Here is a 17,788-nt window from a genome sequence, read left to right on the forward strand (position 1 = left end):
CGGTCCGCATGAGCCTCGCCCGCAACACCCTGGTTCAGTCCAGCCTGACCCTGGGCAGTCGAATTCTGGGATTTGTCCGCGACATGGCGCTGGCGGCGCGCTTCGGCCAGGGGCCGATGATGGACGCCTTCACCACGGCCTTGATGCTGCCCAACATGTTCCGCCGCCTGTTCGCCGAGGGCGCCTTCGCCCAGGCCTTTGTCCCCGTCTACGGCGGGGTCCGGGCGCGCGAGGGCGAAGAGGCCGCCGCCGTCACCGCATCCGAGGCGCTCAGCTTCATGCTGGCGGTGGTCGCCGGCTTCTGCATCCTGCTTCAGGTGGTGATGCCCTGGATCATGCCCTGGCTGCTGTCGGCCTATCAGGGTCGACCCGAGGTGCTGCGCGCCGCTGTGATCGCGACCCAGCTGGCCATGCCCTATCTGGCCTGTATGACCGCGGCCTCGCTGCTGTCAGGGGTGTTGAACACCGGCGGACGGTTTGCGCTGTCGGCCGCCGTACCGGTGTTTCTGAACCTGTGCACCCTGGCCGCCCTGCTGCCGCCGATGTTCCTGCCGATCCCGCAGGAGACCGTGCTGCTGATGGTGACGGCTGCGGTGACGGTGTCAGGCGTCATTCAGGCGGGCCTCTTGTGGTGGGGCGTGCGGCGGCTGGGCGTGCGGCTCAGGATCGGCCTGCCCCGGATCACGCCCAATGTCCGCCACACCCTGGCTCTGGCCGTGCCCGGCGCCCTGGCGGGAGGCGCCCTGCAGATCAACTCCCTGGTGTCGCAGTTCCTGACCGGATCGGACGAAGGCGCGCGGTCGGTGCTCTATAACGCCGACCGGCTGTACCAGCTTCCCCTGGGTCTGGTCGGGGTCGCCATCGGCCTGGCCCTGGTGCCGCGCCTGACCAAGGCCTTCGTCTCCGGCGATCACGTGGGCGGGCAGAAGACGCTGGATGACGGGATCAACCTGGCCATGGCCTTCACCCTGCCGGCCGCCGTGGCCCTGTTCGTCATCCCCTTCTTCATCATCGACGCCACGGTGACGCGCGGCGCCTTCACCAGCGCCGACGCCGCCCGAACCGCCGATGTGCTGCGCCAATTCGCCTGGGGCGTGCCGGCCTTCGTCCTGGCCAAGGTTTTGACCCCGCCCTTCTTCGCGCGCCAGGACACGCGCCGGCCGATGATCTTCGCGGTGGTCAGCGTGGTCATCACCGTCATCCTGGGCTCGGGCCTGTTCTTCTGGTTCAGCGCCCAGGGCTGGGACGGGGTGCTGGGCCTGGCGATCGCCACCAGCGTCTCGGCCTGGATCAATGTCGGCCTGTTGGCCGGGGTTCTGGTTCGCGAGAACAGCTGGCGGCCGTCGCCGGCCTTCGTTTCCAGACTCTCCCGCGTCCTGGCCGCCAGCGCGGTCATGGCCGGCCTGCTGCTGCTGGCGGGGATCAACTACGGACTGCTCAGCCGGTTGCTTCTGGCCAAGGAGATCGCCGTGCTCGTGGTCTGCGGCCTGGGCGCGGGCGTCTATGGCGTCTGTCTTCTGGCCTTCCGCGCCGTCACCGTGGCGGAGCTGAAGGCCACCCTGCGCCGCGAGCCCGGCGGTTCGGCCGTCTCCGGTCTGGACTGAACTCCGCCGAGACGATAAGCGCGAGCCATGATCCTTTCGGGCCTGATCTCCACCTGGCGATGGCGCGGCTGAACCGCCGCCCCCTTCGTCACACCTGATTCCGACTTTCCGAGACCCGACCCCATGACCGATCAAACCCCTCCGGCCCTCTACACCGGCCCGCGCCGCATCCTGTCCGGCATCCAGGCCTCCGGCGCCCTGCACCTGGGCAACTATCTGGGCGCCCTGAAGCGGTTCGTCGAACTGCAGGACCAGGGCGCGCCGGTCTTCGTCTTCGTCGCCGACCTGCACGCCATCACCGTCTGGCAGGAGCCCGAGAAGCTGGCGGCCCAGACGCGCGAGATCGCCGCCGCCTATCTGGCCTCGGGTCTGGATCCGGCCCGGTCGATCATCTTCCCGCAATCGGCCGTGCGCGCCCATGCCGAACTGGCCTGGATCTTCAACTGCGTCGCCCGCCTGGGCTGGCTGGACCGGATGACGCAGTTCAAGGAGAAGTCCGGCAAGCACAAGGAGCGGGCCTCGGTCGGCCTCTATACCTATCCGGTGCTCCAGGCCGCCGACATCCTGCTGTACAAGGCGACGGAAGTGCCGGTCGGGGAGGACCAGAAACAGCATCTGGAGCTGACCCGCGACATCGCCGCCAAGTTCAACAACGACTTCGGCGTTCCCGGCTTCTTCCCCCTGCCCGAACCGGTGATCCAGGGGCCGGCGACGCGCGTCATGTCCCTGCGCGACGGGGCGGCCAAGATGTCCAAGTCGGACCCGTCCGACAACAGCCGGATCAATCTGACCGACGACGCCGACACCATCGCGTCCAAGATCCGCAAGGCCAAGACCGATCCCGAGCCCCTGCCGGAGACCTTGGACGGGCTGAACGACCGGCCGGAGGCCAAGAACCTGGTGGCCATCTACGCCGCCCTGGCCGGGCTGACGCGCGAACAGGTGATCGAACAGTTCGGCGGCCAGGGCTTCGGCGCCTTCAAGCCGGCTCTTGCGGACCTCGCCGTCTCGGCCCTGGCGCCGGTCACGGCCGAGATGCGCCGGCTGATGGACGATCCCGTAGAGATCGACCGGGTGCTGAAGGCCGGGGCCGAGCGCGCCGCCGAAATCGCCGATCCGGTGGTGGAAGAGGTCAAGAAGATGGTCGGCTTCTGGAGGACGTGATGGGCAAGTACGAGGCGAAGGTCGCCTGGAGCCGCGGTGATCAGCCCTTCCTCGACAAGCGTTACAGCCGCGCCCATTCCTGGACCTTCGACGGCGGGACGGTCGTGCCGGGGTCGTCGGCGCCGGCCAGCGTGCCCCTGCCGATGTCCGATCCTTCCGCCGTCGATCCCGAAGAGGCGATGATCGCCTCCCTGTCCAGCTGCCACATGCTGTGGTTCCTGGCCTTCGCCGCCAACGCCGGCCTGGTGGTCGACACCTATGTCGACGAGGCTTTCGGCAAGATGGGCAAGAACGACCAAGGGCGCGGCTATATCGCCGAAGTGACCTTGAACCCATGCACCAGTTTCACGGGTCGCGTGCCGACGCAGGACGAGTTGGACGCCTTGCACCACCAGGCCCACGACCATTGCGAAATGGCCCATTCCGTACGCGCGACGATCACGACGATCGCGACGATCGGCTGACCTAGCCGTTCAGCGCCATTGCCATGAAGACCGGCGCGCCGAGAATGCCGACCGCCCCGACGAGCGCAACAAGGCCGCCCAGAACGAGCAGCCCTTTGAGCGCGATGGATGTCTTGGCGGAAACTTGCATGCGCACAACCTAGCCTGATCAGACTCGCGCGGAAGGCGACATGTTGTCGCCGCGCCAATCAGGCCGCGCGCTGCGTCTCCTCCTCCACCAGCGAGCGGAACAGGGCGTGGCCGGCGATCATGCCGTCCGAGGTCGCCAGGGTGATGTTGGACGCGGCCCGCGCCAGGTCGCCGGCGGCGAAGACGCCCGGCTGGGTCGTCTGCTGCATCCCGTCCACCTTGATCACCCGGCCCATGGGCGTGTCGGTCATTTCGCACCCCAGGCGCTCGGCGAAAGGATTGCCGACCTGGATCTGGGCGCCGACGAAGAGGGCCTTTAACGCCACAAACCGCCCGTCGGCCAGGCGCGCGCCCGTCAGGGTGGGGGCGTCCCCCTCCAGCCGCTCTATGGGCGTGGTCTCGATGGTCACGCCGCGCCGGTACAGCAGATGGGCGTCCTCGGGCGACAGTCCGACCTCCAGCCCCATGAACAGGGTGACCTGGCCCCACTCCGCCACGGTGGCGGCGTACTGGACCGCATGGTCGCCGCGCCCCAGCACCCCGATCGAGCCGCCGCCGATCTCATAGCCGTGGCACCAGGGACAGTGGAGCGCCGTCCGGCCCCAGCGTTCCTTGACGCCCGGAATGTCCGGCAGCACGTCCTCGACCCCGTGCGACAGCAGCAGACGGCGGCCGGTGGTCCGCGTCCCGTCGGCGAAGACGACCGAAAAGCCGCCGTCGATCCGCTCGACCTCGACCGCCTCGGCCATGCGAAAGGCTGCGGTCGGATAGGCGGCCACTTGGGCGCGGGCGGCGGCGGCGATCTCGGCCCCCGGCCTGCCGTCCTGGCTCAAAAACCCGTGGGCGCGCGCGGCGAACCTGTTGCGCGGCTTTCCGTCGTCAATGACCAGCACCCGACGACGGGCGCGGACCAGTTGCTGGGCGGCGGACAGGCCGGCGTAGGAGCCGCCCAGGATCAGGGCGTCGTGCGGCATGGGCTCACTCGGGACGATGGAGGTTGAGACGGGCATTCAGCAGATCCTTTTTGGGTGGTCGGCCATTCGGCGCGCGAAGTCCGCCGCCAGATCGGCCAGGGTGATCTCGTTCAGCCGTGCGACCAGCAGGGCGCGGGCCTCGGCGTAGGTCTCGGCCAGGGCGTCGTTGACCGCCGCCTCGACCAGACAGCCGTCGGCCTCGACCGGCGGGGTTTCGGGAAACAGACCGGGCTCGCCCAGGGCCGTATTGACCTGGCCAAGGGTGACCTGATCCAGGGGCCGGGCCAGCCGCCAGCCGCCACCACGCCCCTTTTCCGAGACCACCAGCCCCTGTTCGCGCAGACCCGCCATGGTCCGGCGCACCACGACTGGATGGGTCGACAGGCAGACAGCCAGCTGATCCGACGTCATGGACGCGCCGGTCCTCGCCTCGTACTCGGCCATGTGCAGCAGGGCGTGGAGAATGTTGGAGAGGCGGGAGTCCCTTTTCATGTAACTTCAATTGTTACGTGATGGGCCCGACGTCAAGACGGGAGCTGGGGGTATTTTTCAGACGTGCGGCGCGACGTCGGTCAGAAAGGCGCGGAAGCGGCGCAGGGATTCCTCGGTCAGGTCCGGGTCGTGGCGCATCGGGCCGTTGTTGGTCGGTTCGTCGAAGGCGTGGGTGCCGGCGGCGACCCAGCTCTCGACCTCGGCGCCGCAGTTGCGGATCATGGCGTTGACCAGTTCGGCGTTGCGCACCGTGGTCAGATGGTCGCGTTTGCAGGTGACGGCCAGCACCCGGGGGCAATGCCGCCACGGCTTCATCCGGTTGAAGGCGAAGGGCCCGATATAGGGGTAGGCCAGCCAGACGGCGCGAACGCCCGACAGGTCGGCCGCGCCGGGATCGGCCACGCCCAGGGTGTTGGGCGCAGGGCCGGCGCTCATCATCTCCATGATCGACCAGCCGCCGTGGCTCCAGCCGGCTAGGGCCAGCCGGGTCGCGTCCACGTCCGGTCGGGCCGAAATCCCCTGGATCGCCGCCAGGACGTCGCCGGCCCGCTCGTATCCCCGGAAGGCCAGGCCGGTGCAGACCGCCGTCAGGGTGAAGGCCCGGCCCCATCCGCGCGGCCCGTAGGAATCGACGATGAAGGCCCGCCAGCCGGCCGCCTTCGCCGCCTCCGCATAGCGGGGCAGATGGCTGCGCAGACCGCCGCAGCCGTGGAACAGCAGGACCACTGGGCGGGGCCGGTCGTCGTCGGGCCCGACGACGGTCAGGTGGGGTTCGAGGCGGGCCCAGCGGCGTTTCAGATCGTCCATCCTGGACATACGCCGCAGCGGCGCGCCGAAAACCAGCCCCCCTTGCGGATTTCGATATTTCGATATATCTGAAAACTCATGAATAGATATATCGAAAAGGAAGCGATGATGAGGACCACGGGGATGTTCCACGGCCGCAACGGACGCGGCGAAAAACACGGCCGTCACGGCTTCGGCCACGGCTTCGGAATGGGGTTGGGGCGAGGCATGCGCGGCGGACGCGGCGCGGGCTTCGGTCCGGGCTGGGGCGGCGAAGGGCGAGGGCGCGGCCATGGGCCCGGACGCCACGGCGGCGGCCGCCTGTTCGACCATGGAACCCTGCGCTGGGTTCTGCTGTCGCTGATCGCGGAAAAGCCCAGCCACGGCTATGAGTTGATCAAGGCGGTCGAGACGAAACTGGGCGGCGCCTATTCGCCCAGCCCCGGCGTCATCTATCCCAGCCTGGCCCTGCTGGAGGAAATGGGCGCGCTGGAGTCCGAGGCCCAGGGCGGCAAGAAACTCTATTCGATCACCGAGGCTGGGCGCGCCCTGCTGGCCGAAAACGAAGCGATCCTGCGCGCCGCGGAGGCGACGATGGACAAGTTCGCCGCCCGCGCCCTCAGGCCGACCGCCATCCAGGACGCCATCGGCCGCCTGCGCCACACGATTCACGGCCGCCTGACGGGCGAGACCGCCCTGACCGAGGCCCAGATCCAGGCCATCGCCGCCATACTGACCGAGGCCGCCGACAGGGTGGAACAGGCATGACCGGGCTCTTGCGCATCCCGCGTCGCGTGCGGCACGAGTTGAAGTTCCGCACCCTGACCGTCGCCTTGATCGAGGATCTGACGCCGACCTATCGCCGCATCGTGCTGGAAGGCGCGGATCTGGACGGCTTCGTCTCCCTGGGCTTCGACGACCATGTGAAGATCTTCCCGGTCGCCGAGGGGCAGGCGCCGGTCCTGCCGACGCTCGGGCCGGACGGTCCAGTCTTCGCCGAGCCGCGCCCGGTGATGCGCGACTACACCCCCCGCGCCTATGACGCCGCCGCCCGTCGCCTGACCCTGGACTTCGTCACCGGCCACGGCGGTCCGGCGACCGAATGGGCCATGGCGGCGAAGACCGGCTCGGTCCTGGGCGTCGGGGGGCCGCGCGGCTCCTTCATCGTCCCCACCGCCTATGCCGATCATGTGCTGATCGGCGACGAGACCGCCCTTCCGGCCATCGCCCGCCGTCTGGAGGAACTGCCCGCCGGCGCGCGCGCCCATGTGGTGGTCGAGGTTGCGGATAGGGACTCGACCTGGACCTTCGAAAGCGCCGCAGACGTCGCCGTCACCTGGGCGATCCGCGACGGCGCGCCCCGAGGCCGTTCCGACGCCTTGCTGACGGCGGCGGATCGGGCCATGACCGAGGTGGATCGCAAGGACGCCTATGTCTGGATCGCCGCCGAATCCGCCGTAGCCAAGGCCCTGCGCACACGCATGCTGGCGCTCGGCTTTTCGGCCAAGTCGATGAAGGCCGCCGGCTACTGGCGCCTGGGCGGCGCCGGCGCCCACGAGGTCATCGAGGACTGATCCCCGCCACGCGCAGGGTCAGGTTCAGCCGCCCCCCGCCCGGGATCAGGCGCGACGAGCCCGCCAGCACGCGGTCGACCCCGTGCCGCGCCAGCCTTGCAGGACCGGTCAGGGCGCAGACGTCGCCGCTGTCCAGCCGCAGCGTGGCGGTGCGACCGCCCTCGGCCGCGCCGATACGGAACAGGGCCGCGTCGCCCAGCGACACCGACAGAACCGGAGCCGTCAGGTCCGCCTCGTCCCTGTCCTGGTGCAGGCCCATCTTCGCCCCCTCGCGGTACAGATTGACCAGACAGGCGTCCGGCTGCTGAGGCCCGCCGACGGTCGCCCGCCACAGGTCGAGCAGCACCGGCGGAATATCCGGCCAGGCCCGCCCGGTCTGCGGGTGCGTCGGCTGATAGCGATAGCCGCTGCGGTCCGAGACCCAGCCCAGCGGCCCGAAATTGCTCATCTGCACCGAAAACGGCCGCCCGCCCGGGGTCGTCGGCCGATAAAGGGGCGCAGCCTCCAGACGCGCCAGCACCGCATCGACCAGGTCGGCCTGGGCCGGACCGTCCAGGGCGCCGGGCCATAGACGAAAGCCTTCGACGGCGGTTTTGACCTCTGAAATCATGCTGAAACCGGGGACATGGCCTCATCCTGCGGGAAAACCGGGGCCGGCGCATCGCTGAATCGCAGAACGCCCTTGCAGCCGTATGGGACTTTCCCATATCGGGGCCAGCTTCGGAGAAACCCCGAGAAATTTGGGGCTATCCGGCACCATCACGCCAACCCACAGGGGGCGGTCACGCGCGGCGCTTCATCGAAGGCCGCCGCATCGCCCGCCGATACGGAGAGAACAGTACGCCCATGGCCAAGATTATCGGCATCGACCTCGGCACCACCAACTCCTGCGTGGCCGTCATGGACGGCAAGAATCCCAAGGTCATCGAGAACGCCGAAGGCGCCCGCACCACCCCCTCGGTGGTCGCCCTTCAGGACGGCGGCGAGACCCTGGTGGGTCAGCCGGCCAAGCGTCAGGCCGTCACCAACCCGGCCAACACCTTCTTCGCCATCAAGCGCCTGATCGGCCGCAACTTCGACGATCCCGTCGTGGCGAAGGACAAGGGCATGGTGCCCTATGAGATCGTCAAGGGTCCGAACGGCGACGCCTGGGTCCGCGCCCACGGCAAGGACTATTCGCCGCAACAGATCTCGGCCTTCACCCTGACCAAGATGAAGGAGGCCGCCGAGGCCTATCTGGGCGAGAAGGTGACCCAGGCCGTCATCACCGTCCCGGCCTATTTCAACGACAGCCAGCGCCAGGCCACCAAGGACGCCGGCAAGATCGCCGGTCTGGAAGTCCTGCGCATCATCAACGAGCCGACGGCCGCGGCTCTGGCCTATGGCCTGGAGAAAAACGACGGTCAGAAGATCGCGGTCTATGACCTGGGCGGCGGCACCTTCGACGTCTCCATCCTGGAGATCGGCGACGGCGTCTTCGAGGTGAAGTCGACCAACGGCGACACCTTCCTGGGCGGCGAGGACTTCGACCTGCGCTTGGTCGACTATCTGGCCGACGAGTTCAAGAAGGAGCAGGGCGTCGACCTGCGCCAGGACAAGCTGGCCCTGCAGCGCCTGAAGGAAGAGGCCGAGAAGGCCAAGAAGGAACTGTCCTCGACCACTCAGTACGAGGTCAATCTGCCGTTCATCACCATGAACGCCTCGGGCCCGCTGCACCTGAACATCAAGCTGTCGCGCGCCAAGCTGGAGGCCCTGGTCGACGACCTGGTCGCCCGCACCATCGAGCCGTGCAAGAAGGCCCTGGCCGACGCCGGCCTGAAGGCGTCGGACATCGACGAGGTCGTCCTGGTCGGCGGCATGACCCGCATGCCCAAGGTGCAGGAGGCCGTGAAGGCCTTCTTCGGCAAGGAGCCGCACAAGGGGGTGAACCCCGACGAAGTCGTGGCCCTGGGCGCCGCGGTTCAGGCCGGGGTTCTGCAGGGCGACGTCAAGGACGTGCTGCTGCTGGACGTGACGCCCCTGACCCTGGGCATCGAGACCCTGGGCGGCGTCTTCACGCCCCTGATCGAGCGCAACACGACTATCCCGACCAAGAAGAGCCAGACCTTCTCGACCGCCGACGACAACCAGTCGGCCGTGACGATCCGGGTCTTCCAGGGCGAACGCCCGATGGCCGCCGACAACAAGCTCCTGGGTCAGTTCGACCTGATGGGCATCCCCCCGGCGCCGCGCGGCATGCCGCAGATCGAGGTCGCCTTCGACATCGACGCCAACGGCATCGTCAACGTCTCGGCCAAGGACAAGGCGACCAACAAGGAACAGTCGATCCGCATCCAGGCCAACGGCGGCCTGTCGGACGCCGACATCGAGAAGATGGTCAAGGAAGCCGAGGCCAACGCCGCCGCCGACAAGGCCCGCAAGGACCTGGTGGAGGCCCAGAACGCCGCCGACAGCCTGATCCACTCGACCGAAAAGGCCCTGGCCGACCACGGCGACAAGGTCGAGGCCGACGTCAAGACCGCGATCGAGACCGCTCTGGCCGATCTGAAGACCGCCCGCGAGGGTACGGACGCCGAGGACATCCGCGCCAAGACCAACACCCTGGTCCAGGCCTCGATGAAGCTGGGCGAAGCCATGTACGCCGCCCAACAAGGCGCGCCCGCCGAAGGCCAGCCGGCTGACGACGGCGTGGTGGATGCGGAGTTCGAGGACGTCTCGGACACCGACGAGAAGAAGAGCGCCTGATCCGCAACAGGTCGCTGAAATGATACGGCCCCGCTTGTCTTGCGATAGGCGGGGTCTTTTCATGAAACTTGCATCAAGCGTTCCGGCCCCCATGTCAGCCGGGACACCGTCTCTCCCAGAACCCGCAGAGGTTCGGGCCGGGCGGCAGGGGAAGTAATGAGGACTGACGCCCGATGGCGCGTGACTATTACGAAATTCTGGGCGTCGAGCGGACGATCGACGCCGCCGGCCTGAAATCGGCCTATCGCAAGCTGGCGATGATCCATCACCCGGACCGGAACGGCGGCTCGGAAGAGTCCATGGCCAAGTTCAAGGAGATTTCCGAGGCCTATACGGTTCTGTCCGACGACCAGAAGCGGGCGGCCTATGACCGGTTCGGCCACGCCGGGGTCAACGGCGGCGGGGGCGGCAATCCCTTCGGCCAAGGCCAGGGCTTCTCCGACCTGAACGACATCTTCTCCCAGGTCTTCGGCGACGCCTTCGGGGACGCCTTCGGCGGCCGCCAGGGCCGCGGCCAGCAGGGCGGACCGCGGCGCGGTTCGGACCTGCGCTACGACCTGGAGATTTCGCTGGAGCAGGCCTATCGCGGGGCCGAGGTCCAGATCGACGTCCCCGCCACCCTGACCTGCGAGACCTGCGAGGGCTCGGGGGCTAAGCCGGGCACCAAGCCCGTCACCTGCACCACCTGCAACGGCGCCGGCCGCGTGCGCCAGGCCAACGGCTTCTTCCAGGTCGAGCGGACCTGCCCCCGTTGCCACGGCGCGGGCCAGATGATCGCCGACCCCTGCACGACCTGCCACGGGCACGGCCAGGTGCGGAAGACCCGCACCCTGAACCTGAAGATCCCCGCCGGCGTCGACGACGGTTCGCGCATCCGCCTGACCGGCGAGGGCGACGCCGGCCAGCGCGGCGGCCCGCGCGGCGACCTCTACGTCTTCCTGTCGGTGACGCCGCACGACCTGTTCGAGCGCGACAACCTCGACTTGCTGGTCACCGTGCCCGTGCCGATGACGGTGGCGGCCCTGGGCGGCGAGATCGACGCCCCCTGCCTGGTCTCCGACGCCTGCGACGGCAAGTGCAAGGCCGCCGTCCAGGTGCCCGCCGGCGCCCAGACCGGCAAGACCGTGCGGATCAAGGGCAAGGGCATGCCCCATCTGAACGGCCGCGCGCGCGGCGATCTGGTCGTCGAACTGTTCGTCGAGACCCCGACCGACCTGACGCCGCGCCAGAAGGAATTGCTACAAGAGCTTGCCCTGTCCTTCGGCGAGGCGCAGAACCCCCGGAACTCCAGCTTCGCCGGCAAGGCGAAGCGTTTCTGGGCCGACATTCTGGGCAGCCAGGATGCGGACGGGTCGAAAGAGAACGCGGCTTGAGCGCCATCTTCCACGCCGGCATTTCCGGCTATCGCGGCCGGATGGGTCGAGCGGTGTCCCAGGTGCTGGACGCCCGCGAGGACGTGGTCGTCGCCGCCCGATTCGACTGGGGCGAGACCGCCGACATCTCCCTGTGCGACGTGATCATCGACTTCTCCACGCCCGACGCCTCGGTCGCCCTGGCCCAGTCTGCGGCCGCGCGCGGCGGTCCTAGTCTGGTGATCGGCTCGACCGGCTTCACTCCGGAACAGGAGGCCGAGCTGATGAAGGCCGCCGAGAAGATCGCCATCGTCAAGAGCGGCAACTTCTCCCTGGGCGTGAACATCCTGATCGGTCTGGTCCAGCATGCGGCCCAGCGTCTGGACGCCCAGGACTGGGACATCGAGATCACCGAGGCCCACCACCGCCGCAAGGTGGATTCTCCCTCCGGCACCGCCCTGATGCTGGGCGAGGCCGCCGCCGAGGGCCGCTTTACGGATCTGGCCGAGATCCGCTCCAAACCCTATGACGGCGTCCAGGGGGAGCGCGAGACCGGCAAGATCGGTTTCTCCTCGATCCGGGGCGGCGGAATCATCGGCGAACATACGGTGCTGTTCGCCTCTGAGGACGAGGTCCTGACCCTCAGCCATTCCGCGATCGACCGGTCGCTGTTCGCCAAGGGCGCGGTCGCCGCCGCCGCCTGGGTTCGCACCCGCCGACCCGGCCTTTACGACATGCAGGACGTGCTGGGCTTCCGTCAGGCTTGAAGCCGCGCCTGGCCCCCCGAGCCCGCTGAACTCAGTGCAGCACCCTGCGCCGCCCGAAGGCCGTGCCCGTCAGCAAGGTCTTGATGAAGAAGAAGACGGCGATGACGATGGCGTAGCCCAGGAACAGGGCCAGACCCGTCAACCAAAAGCCCGCCGTCAGGATGGCCGGCAGGGCGAAGTCGCCGCCGTTCAGGACGGGAAGGACGGCCACGACGATCAGATGAACCAGGGTCGCCCCCAAGGCCGTCGATCCCAAGGATCGCCAATCGACCATCATCAAAGCGGCGATCACGGCGATGATCAGACCCATGACCTGATTGACGCCGTCGAAACCGGCGCTGGCCAGGTTGAACAGGCCGTTGAGGAACTGACCGATCTGATCCAGCAGATTTTCCATAGAGCGCCTCCAACCCTGTCGATGTTGCAGCGAAGCTTGCCGATCCGCAGGCTTAACGCGGCCGGATGGAAATCGCTCCGCCGGGGTGGGCGGCGGCGACGCGAAGGCCTATGGGTTCGTGCGACAGGAGCGGCATGAGCAAGACGACCGGAAGCGAAGACATTGCGAGGGGCATCGCCCTTCGGATCGCCGCAGCGGGCGCCTTTTCCATCATGGCGGCGGTTCTGAAACTGGCCTCCCTGGACGGGGTCACCGCGCCGGAGATGCTGTTCTACCGCGCCTTCTTCGGCCTGCCGGTGGTGTTGATCTGGGTGCTGACCCAGCCGGGCGGACTGACGGGCCTGGCCACGCGCCGCCCCCTGGCGCATCTGGGCCGCAGCGCCCTGGGCGTCGCCTCCATTCTGTGCGTCTTCCAGACCCTGACGCTTCTGCCGCTGGCAGAGGCCACGACCATCAGCTTCACCGCCCCGATCTTCGCCACCATCCTGTCCTTCCTAGTTCTGAAGGAGGCGGTCGGCCCCCGGCGCTGGGCGGCGGTGGCGGTCGGCTTCATCGGCGTGCTGATCGTAACCCGCCCCCTGTCTCTGGCTTCCGGGGCGGGCTCAACCCCCTTGCCCTTGGCCGGCGTCGGCTTCGGCCTGGCCGCCGCCCTCCTGACGGCGGCGGTCACGATCACCCTGCGGCAGCTGCGCGACACCGAACATGTGGCGGCGATCGTCTTCTGGTTCTTCGTCTGCTCGTCCATCGTCGGCGCCCTGCTTCTGCCCTTCGTCGGCCGGATGCACGCCCTGACGACCTTCGCCCTCCTGGCCGGGTCGGGCGTGGCGGGCGGCGTCGCCCAGCTGTTGATGACCGCCTCCCTGCAAAAGGCGCCCGTCGCCGTCGTGGCCCCGTTCGACTATCTGCAGATCCTCGGCGCGGTCGCCTTTGGCGCCTGGCTGATGAAGACCACCCCGACCGCCGACACCTTGGCCGGCGCCGCCCTGATCGCCGCCAGCGGCCTCTATACGGCTTGGCGTGAACGGGTCCGCCGCCGCCAGGCCCTGTTGCAGACGACCGCCCCGCCCGTCTGAGGTTTACACATCGCAGTTTCGGCCCTAGAGAGCTTGGCCGTGACCGCCTCCATGACCAAAGCGATTACCCTGAAAACCACCGGCTTCGGCGGGGCGGTTTCGGGTATGCGCGAGGTCTGAAGCGCCGAACCCCGATCCCAAGCCCCGCCGATGCGCGGGGCGGTCGATCCGGCTGAACCCCGCGCCTCCATCCTCCCAGGAGACGCCTGAATGTCCTTTTCCCCGTCCAATCCGCCCCGTGTGGGCATCGTCGGCGCCACCGGCCTCGTCGGCGAGATGATGCGCGGCCTGCTGGCCGAGCGGAACTTCCCCCTGGCCTCGCTTCGCCTGTTCGCCTCGGCCCGGTCGGCGGGCAAGACCATCCGCTTCGGCGAGACCGACGTTGTGGTCGAGGATGCGGCGACGGCGGACTACGCCGGCTTGGACATCGTCTTCTTCTCGGCCGGCGGGGATACCTCGAAGGCTCTGGCGCCCAAGGTGGCGGCCGCTGGGGCGGTGGTGATCGACAACTCGTCCGCCTGGCGCAGCGACCCCGAGGTGCCGCTGGTGGTGGCCGAGGTGAACCCCCACGCCCTGGCTGACCTGCCCAAGGGGATCATCGCCAACCCCAACTGCACCACCATGGCCGCCATGCCGGTGCTGAAGCCTCTGCACGACGCGGCGGGGCTGAAGCGTCTGACGGTCTCGACCTATCAGGCTGTCTCGGGCGGCGGGATCGAGGGCATCCGCGTGCTGGAGGACCAGGCGCGCGCCATCGTGGGGCAGGGCGCGGCCCTGGCCCGCGACGGCGGGGCCGTGGACTTCGGCGCGCCGGAAAAGTGGGTCGTGCCGATCGCCGCCAATGTGGTGGCCCTGAACTACAAGCTGGGCGAGGACGGCTATACCGACGAGGAGCTGAAGCTGCGCGACGAGAGCCGCAAGATCCTGGAGATCCCCGGCCTGCCCGTCTCGGGCACCTGCGTCCGGGTGCCGGTCTTCACCGGCCACTCCCTGTCGATCAACGCCGAGTTCGAGCGCGCGATTTCGGTCGAGGCGGCGCTGGAGTTGCTGGCCCAGGCGCCGGGCGTGGTGGTCACGGCCGTGCCGAACCCGCTGGAGGCCGCAGGCCAGGATCCGGTCTTCGTCGGCCGGGTGCGTCCCGATCCCACGGTCGAGCACGGCCTCGCCCTATTCGTCTCCAACGACAATCTGAGGAAGGGCGCGGCCCTGAACGCGGTCCAGATCGCCGAGGTCCTGGTTCAGCAGCGCGGCTGACCCGATCCGCAGGCGGGGTTCAGTCGTAGCGCACGCCGCTGAGATAAAGCCCCGCCGAGGGGGCGACGGGGCCGCACCGAGCGCGGTCCTTCGCCTCCAGCGCCGCCTTGACGTCACGGGCGGTCCAGCGGCCCAGCCCCACCTCCACCAGGGTGCCCGCCATGGACCGGACCTGGCGGTGCAGGAAGCTGCGGGCCTGAAAGACCAGATGCACCTCCTCGCCGAACCGGCTGACGCGCGCCACGTCCAGGGTCTTGACCGGCGACTTGGACTGGCAGCCCACGTCGCGGAAGGTGGTGAAGTCGTGCAGGCCGACCAGGACCTGGGCCGCATGGTGCATGGCCTCGGCGTCCAGGCTCTTCTTGACGTGCCAGACGCGGTCGCGCTCCAAAACGGGTTGAGGCCGGCGGTTCAGGATCCGGTACAGATAGCCCCGGCCGGTCGCGGAGAACCGCGCGTGCCAGTCGGGATCGGGCGCGTATTCGGCCGACAGGACGCAGACGTCCTGTTTGATCAGATGGGCGTTGACGGCGTTCAGGACGGTGTCCACCGGCCAGTCGCGCTCCAGATCGGCGTGGATGACCTGGGCCGTGGCGTGAACGCCGGTGTCGGTGCGGCCGGCGGCGGCGATCCGCACCCGCTCGCCGGAGAAGGCCAGTATGGCGGCCTCGACCGCGCCCTGAACCGTCGGCTGGTCCTCCTGAGCCTGAAAGCCGTTGTAGGCCGTGCCGTCGTATTCCAGGGTCAGCTTGTAGCGCGGCATCAGCCGAGCACAGTCCCGGCCGGCAGGGCAAAGCCGCGCAGCATCTCATCGGCCGATTGCGCCGCCTTGCCCGCGCGCTGAACCCGGATCAGCCGCACAGCGCCGGTTCCGCAGGCCACGGTCAGGGCGTCGTCCAGCACCGCGCCGGGCGCACCTGATCCGTCGGCCAAGGCCGACAGCAGGGCCTTGATCCGAACCGGACCAGCGTCTGAAGGCGCCTCGAACCAGGCGCCGGGGAAGGGCGACAGGCCGCGGATATGGGCGTCGACCTCGGCCGCCGGACGGGTCCAGTCGATCCGAGCCTCGGCGGGGGTGATCTTCTTCGCATAGGTCGGTTCGCCGACCTGGTCCGTCGGCGTGACGCCGCCGCGCTCGATGGCGGCCAGGGCGCGGGGCCACAGGGCGGCGCCGACATGGGCCATGCGCTCGGACAGGCTGGCGGCCGTGTCATCGGGCCGGATGTCCATGATTTCGCTGAGCAGGATCGGGCCTTCGTCCAGGCCCAGGCTCATCTGCATGATCTGGACCCCGGTCTCGGCGTCGCCGGCCATGATCGCCCTCTGGATCGGCGCCGCGCCGCGCCAGCGGGGCAGCAGCGAGCCGTGCAGGTTCAGACAGCCCAGTCGGGGCGCGGCCAGCACCTCGGCGTTCAGGATCTGGCCGTAGGCGACGACGCAGGCGGCGTCGAGGTCCAGGCTCTGGAAGTCGGCGACGGCCTCGGGCGACTTCATGCTTTCAGGCGTGAAGACCGGCAGGCCCATGGTTTCGGCGAAGGCGTGAACCGGCGAGGGCGTCAGCTTCTGGCCCCGCCCCCTGGGGCGCGGCGGCTGCGAATAGACGGCGACGATCTCGTGGCCCGAGGCGAGAAGCTCGGCCAGGGACGGCACGGCGAAATCGGGAGTTCCCATGAAGGCGAGGCGCATGGGCACGCCTTTAGAGGTTTACTGCCAGCGGGTGAAGACGCCGCCGCCCTCATCCCATTCGCCGCCGGCGTCCAGGGCGTCGTCGAAATCGAGCAGCCGGTCCAGCAGCAGGCCCGCCACCACGCCCAGCAAGGCCACGCCGGCGAGGGTCGCGACCCCGGCGACGCCGATCTTCTGGCTGCGGGTCAGGCGACGGCGCCCTTGGGTGTCGATCACCAGGGACTGGCCGCGGCGGATGGGGCGGGGGCTGCGCTTCGTCATCAGGCGGCGATCCTGTCCTTGGCGGCCTTCTTGACCTTGGTCACGGCGCGTTCCCGCTTCAGCCGCGACAGGTGGTCGATGAAGAGCACGCCGTTAAGATGGTCCATCTCGTGCTGGATGCAGACGGCGTAGAGGCCCGAAGCCTCTTCCTCCACCGACTGACCCTCACGGTTCAGATAGCGAATGCGAACGCGGGCCGGCCGTTCCACCTTGTCGAAATACTCGGGAATGGACAGGCAGCCCTCTTCGTAGGTGTAGAGCTCGTCCGAGGCCCACAGGATTTCCGGATTGGCGAAGAAGCGCGGGTTGCGGCGCGCCTCGGCGGCCTCCGGCGTGTCTTCCTCTTCCGTTTCGCAGACGGTTCCGTCGCGATCGCCCAGGTCCATGACGATGACCCGGTCCAGGGCGCCGACCTGAACGGCGGCCAGGCCGATGCCCGGCGCCGCGTACATGGTCTCCAGCATGTCGTCCATCAGGGCGCGCACGGCGTCGTCGACGCCCGCGACGGGCTTGGAGACCTGTTTCAGGATCGCCAGGTCGGCGGCGTTGTCGATGGTGAGGATACGTCGGATGGCCATGGTCGGGACGTAGGCGCGCCCCGGCGCGAGGTCAAGATTTCCGCCTATTCCTTGCCCGGCAGGGGGCGCGGCTTGCGGTACTGGTCGATGGCCACATAGGTGAAGACGCCCTGGGTCACGCGCACGGACGTGGCCAGCGGCTGACCGCGCGACCGCTTCCAGGCCTCGACATGGATGCGGATCGAGGTGCGGCCCGTGCCGACGACCTTGGCGTAGATGCTGACCTCGTCGCCGACGGAGACGGGCTGGTGAAACACCATGCCGTCCAGGGCCACGGTGGCGCAGCGTCCCTGGGCCAGTTCAAAGGCAGGAGTCGCGCCGGCCACGTCCATCTGGGCCAGCAACCAGCCGCCGAAGATGTCGCCTTCGGGGTTGGTGTCGGCCGGCATGGCGATGATCCGGCCGACCGGCTGGGTTTCGGGGGGGAACTGGGGCGCGTCGGACATGGGAGGCTCTGGCGTTCGAGGACAGCTCGCTCTTAGATCAAG

General features: G+C 68.6%; 21 protein-coding genes. 10 read left to right on the forward strand and 11 right to left on the reverse strand.

Going from position 1 to position 17,788, the window contains the following annotated elements; all coding sequences use genetic code 11:
• Positions 1–8: 8 nt before the first annotated feature.
• From murJ to ACW178_RS02070, 3 genes are all read left to right on the forward strand, one after another.
• Positions 9–1,604: a murein biosynthesis integral membrane protein MurJ gene (gene murJ / locus ACW178_RS02060; RefSeq protein WP_182713725.1), complete on the forward strand. Its 1,596-nt coding sequence runs from the start codon at positions 9–11 to the stop codon at positions 1,602–1,604.
• A gap of 123 nt (positions 1,605–1,727) precedes the next feature.
• Positions 1,728–2,768 carry a tryptophan--tRNA ligase gene (gene trpS / locus ACW178_RS02065; RefSeq protein ID WP_182713726.1) on the forward strand — a complete coding sequence of 347 codons (1,041 nt, stop codon included), beginning with the start codon at positions 1,728–1,730 and terminating at the stop codon, positions 2,766–2,768.
• Positions 2,768–3,232, forward strand: coding sequence for an OsmC family protein (locus ACW178_RS02070; protein WP_054764308.1), 465 nt, complete (start codon positions 2,768–2,770; stop codon positions 3,230–3,232). Before trpS ends, ACW178_RS02070 begins: the two co-directional genes overlap by 1 nt.
• Position 3,233: 1 nt before the next feature.
• Here ACW178_RS02070 and ACW178_RS02075 read toward each other — a convergent pair whose 3' ends face one another.
• Genes ACW178_RS02075 through ACW178_RS02090 form a run of 4 tightly spaced genes read right to left on the reverse strand, consistent with a single transcriptional unit; the run spans position 3,234 to position 5,634 of the window.
• Complete coding sequence (locus tag ACW178_RS02075; protein ID WP_260171187.1) at positions 3,234–3,362, reverse strand: hypothetical protein; 129 nt, start codon at positions 3,360–3,362, stop codon at positions 3,234–3,236.
• A 58-nt stretch (positions 3,363–3,420) separates the two neighbouring features.
• Entirely contained in the window at positions 3,421–4,371 is a 951-nt protein-coding gene (locus ACW178_RS02080) for an NAD(P)/FAD-dependent oxidoreductase (RefSeq protein ID WP_287106298.1), read from the reverse strand.
• Positions 4,372–4,827 (reverse strand): Rrf2 family transcriptional regulator, encoded by a 456-nt coding sequence (locus tag ACW178_RS02085; protein WP_183216538.1) that lies wholly within the window; start codon positions 4,825–4,827, stop codon positions 4,372–4,374.
• A gap of 57 nt (positions 4,828–4,884) precedes the next feature.
• Complete coding sequence (locus tag ACW178_RS02090) at positions 4,885–5,634, reverse strand: dienelactone hydrolase family protein (RefSeq protein ID WP_492024816.1); 750 nt, start codon at positions 5,632–5,634, stop codon at positions 4,885–4,887.
• Positions 5,635–5,739: 105 nt separating this feature from the next.
• Here ACW178_RS02090 and ACW178_RS02095 point away from each other — a divergent pair, with 105 nt between their 5' ends.
• Positions 5,740–6,381 (forward strand): PadR family transcriptional regulator, encoded by a 642-nt coding sequence (locus tag ACW178_RS02095; RefSeq protein ID WP_492024817.1) that lies wholly within the window; start codon positions 5,740–5,742, stop codon positions 6,379–6,381.
• Positions 6,378–7,187: a siderophore-interacting protein gene (locus ACW178_RS02100; protein WP_191554727.1), complete on the forward strand. Its 810-nt coding sequence runs from the start codon at positions 6,378–6,380 to the stop codon at positions 7,185–7,187. Before ACW178_RS02095 ends, ACW178_RS02100 begins: the two co-directional genes overlap by 4 nt.
• Here ACW178_RS02100 and ACW178_RS02105 read toward each other — a convergent pair.
• A complete protein-coding gene (locus tag ACW178_RS02105; RefSeq protein WP_191558677.1) occupies positions 7,174–7,797 on the reverse strand; it encodes an alpha-ketoglutarate-dependent dioxygenase AlkB in 624 nt (207 codons plus the stop codon). The genes ACW178_RS02100 and ACW178_RS02105 overlap by 14 nt on opposite strands.
• 236 nt (positions 7,798–8,033) lie before the next feature.
• Between ACW178_RS02105 and dnaK the strand changes: the two genes are divergently transcribed.
• The 3 genes from dnaK to dapB all read left to right on the forward strand — a co-directional run bounded on the left by dnaK (position 8,034) and on the right by dapB (position 12,051).
• The gene (dnaK, locus tag ACW178_RS02110) at positions 8,034–9,932 is read left to right on the forward strand and encodes a molecular chaperone DnaK (protein ID WP_152949185.1); all 1,899 of its coding nucleotides are present in this window, start codon (positions 8,034–8,036) and stop codon (positions 9,930–9,932) included.
• A gap of 173 nt (positions 9,933–10,105) precedes the next feature.
• Positions 10,106–11,305, forward strand: a complete 1,200-nt coding sequence (gene dnaJ / locus ACW178_RS02115) for a molecular chaperone DnaJ (protein ID WP_183216525.1) — start codon at positions 10,106–10,108, stop codon at positions 11,303–11,305.
• Entirely contained in the window at positions 11,302–12,051 is a 750-nt protein-coding gene (gene dapB / locus ACW178_RS02120) for a 4-hydroxy-tetrahydrodipicolinate reductase (RefSeq protein ID WP_183216523.1), read from the forward strand. Before dnaJ ends, dapB begins: the two co-directional genes overlap by 4 nt.
• A gap of 31 nt (positions 12,052–12,082) precedes the next feature.
• Here dapB and ACW178_RS02125 read toward each other — a convergent pair whose 3' ends face one another.
• A complete protein-coding gene (locus tag ACW178_RS02125; protein WP_152949187.1) occupies positions 12,083–12,448 on the reverse strand; it encodes a hypothetical protein in 366 nt (121 codons plus the stop codon).
• 134 nt (positions 12,449–12,582) lie between these two features.
• Here ACW178_RS02125 and ACW178_RS02130 point away from each other — a divergent pair, with 134 nt between their 5' ends.
• Positions 12,583–13,521: a DMT family transporter gene (locus ACW178_RS02130; protein WP_191554729.1), complete on the forward strand. Its 939-nt coding sequence runs from the start codon at positions 12,583–12,585 to the stop codon at positions 13,519–13,521.
• A 210-nt stretch (positions 13,522–13,731) separates the two neighbouring features.
• On the forward strand, positions 13,732–14,775 hold the full coding sequence (locus ACW178_RS02135; protein ID WP_191554730.1) for an aspartate-semialdehyde dehydrogenase: 1,044 nt from the start codon (positions 13,732–13,734) through the stop codon (positions 14,773–14,775).
• 19 nt (positions 14,776–14,794) lie between these two features.
• Here ACW178_RS02135 and truA read toward each other — a convergent pair whose 3' ends face one another.
• The 5 genes from truA to ACW178_RS02160 are packed head-to-tail and all read right to left on the reverse strand — an operon-like array spanning position 14,795 to position 17,746.
• Positions 14,795–15,538, reverse strand: a complete 744-nt coding sequence (gene truA / locus ACW178_RS02140) for a tRNA pseudouridine(38-40) synthase TruA (protein WP_191554731.1) — start codon at positions 15,536–15,538, stop codon at positions 14,795–14,797.
• On the reverse strand, positions 15,538–16,461 hold the full coding sequence (gene fmt, locus ACW178_RS02145; RefSeq protein ID WP_287103311.1) for a methionyl-tRNA formyltransferase: 924 nt from the start codon (positions 16,459–16,461) through the stop codon (positions 15,538–15,540). Before fmt ends, truA begins: the two co-directional genes overlap by 1 nt.
• An 18-nt stretch (positions 16,462–16,479) precedes the next feature.
• Entirely contained in the window at positions 16,480–16,722 is a 243-nt protein-coding gene (locus tag ACW178_RS02150) for a hypothetical protein (RefSeq protein ID WP_183216513.1), read from the reverse strand.
• Positions 16,722–17,300, reverse strand: a complete 579-nt coding sequence (def, locus tag ACW178_RS02155) for a peptide deformylase (protein ID WP_152949192.1) — start codon at positions 17,298–17,300, stop codon at positions 16,722–16,724. Before def ends, ACW178_RS02150 begins: the two co-directional genes overlap by 1 nt.
• Positions 17,301–17,344: 44 nt before the next feature.
• On the reverse strand, positions 17,345–17,746 hold the full coding sequence (locus tag ACW178_RS02160; RefSeq protein ID WP_054764324.1) for an acyl-CoA thioesterase: 402 nt from the start codon (positions 17,744–17,746) through the stop codon (positions 17,345–17,347).
• Positions 17,747–17,788 lie beyond the last annotated feature (42 nt).

It is taken from the genome of Brevundimonas sp. AVps4 (assembly GCF_058681525.1).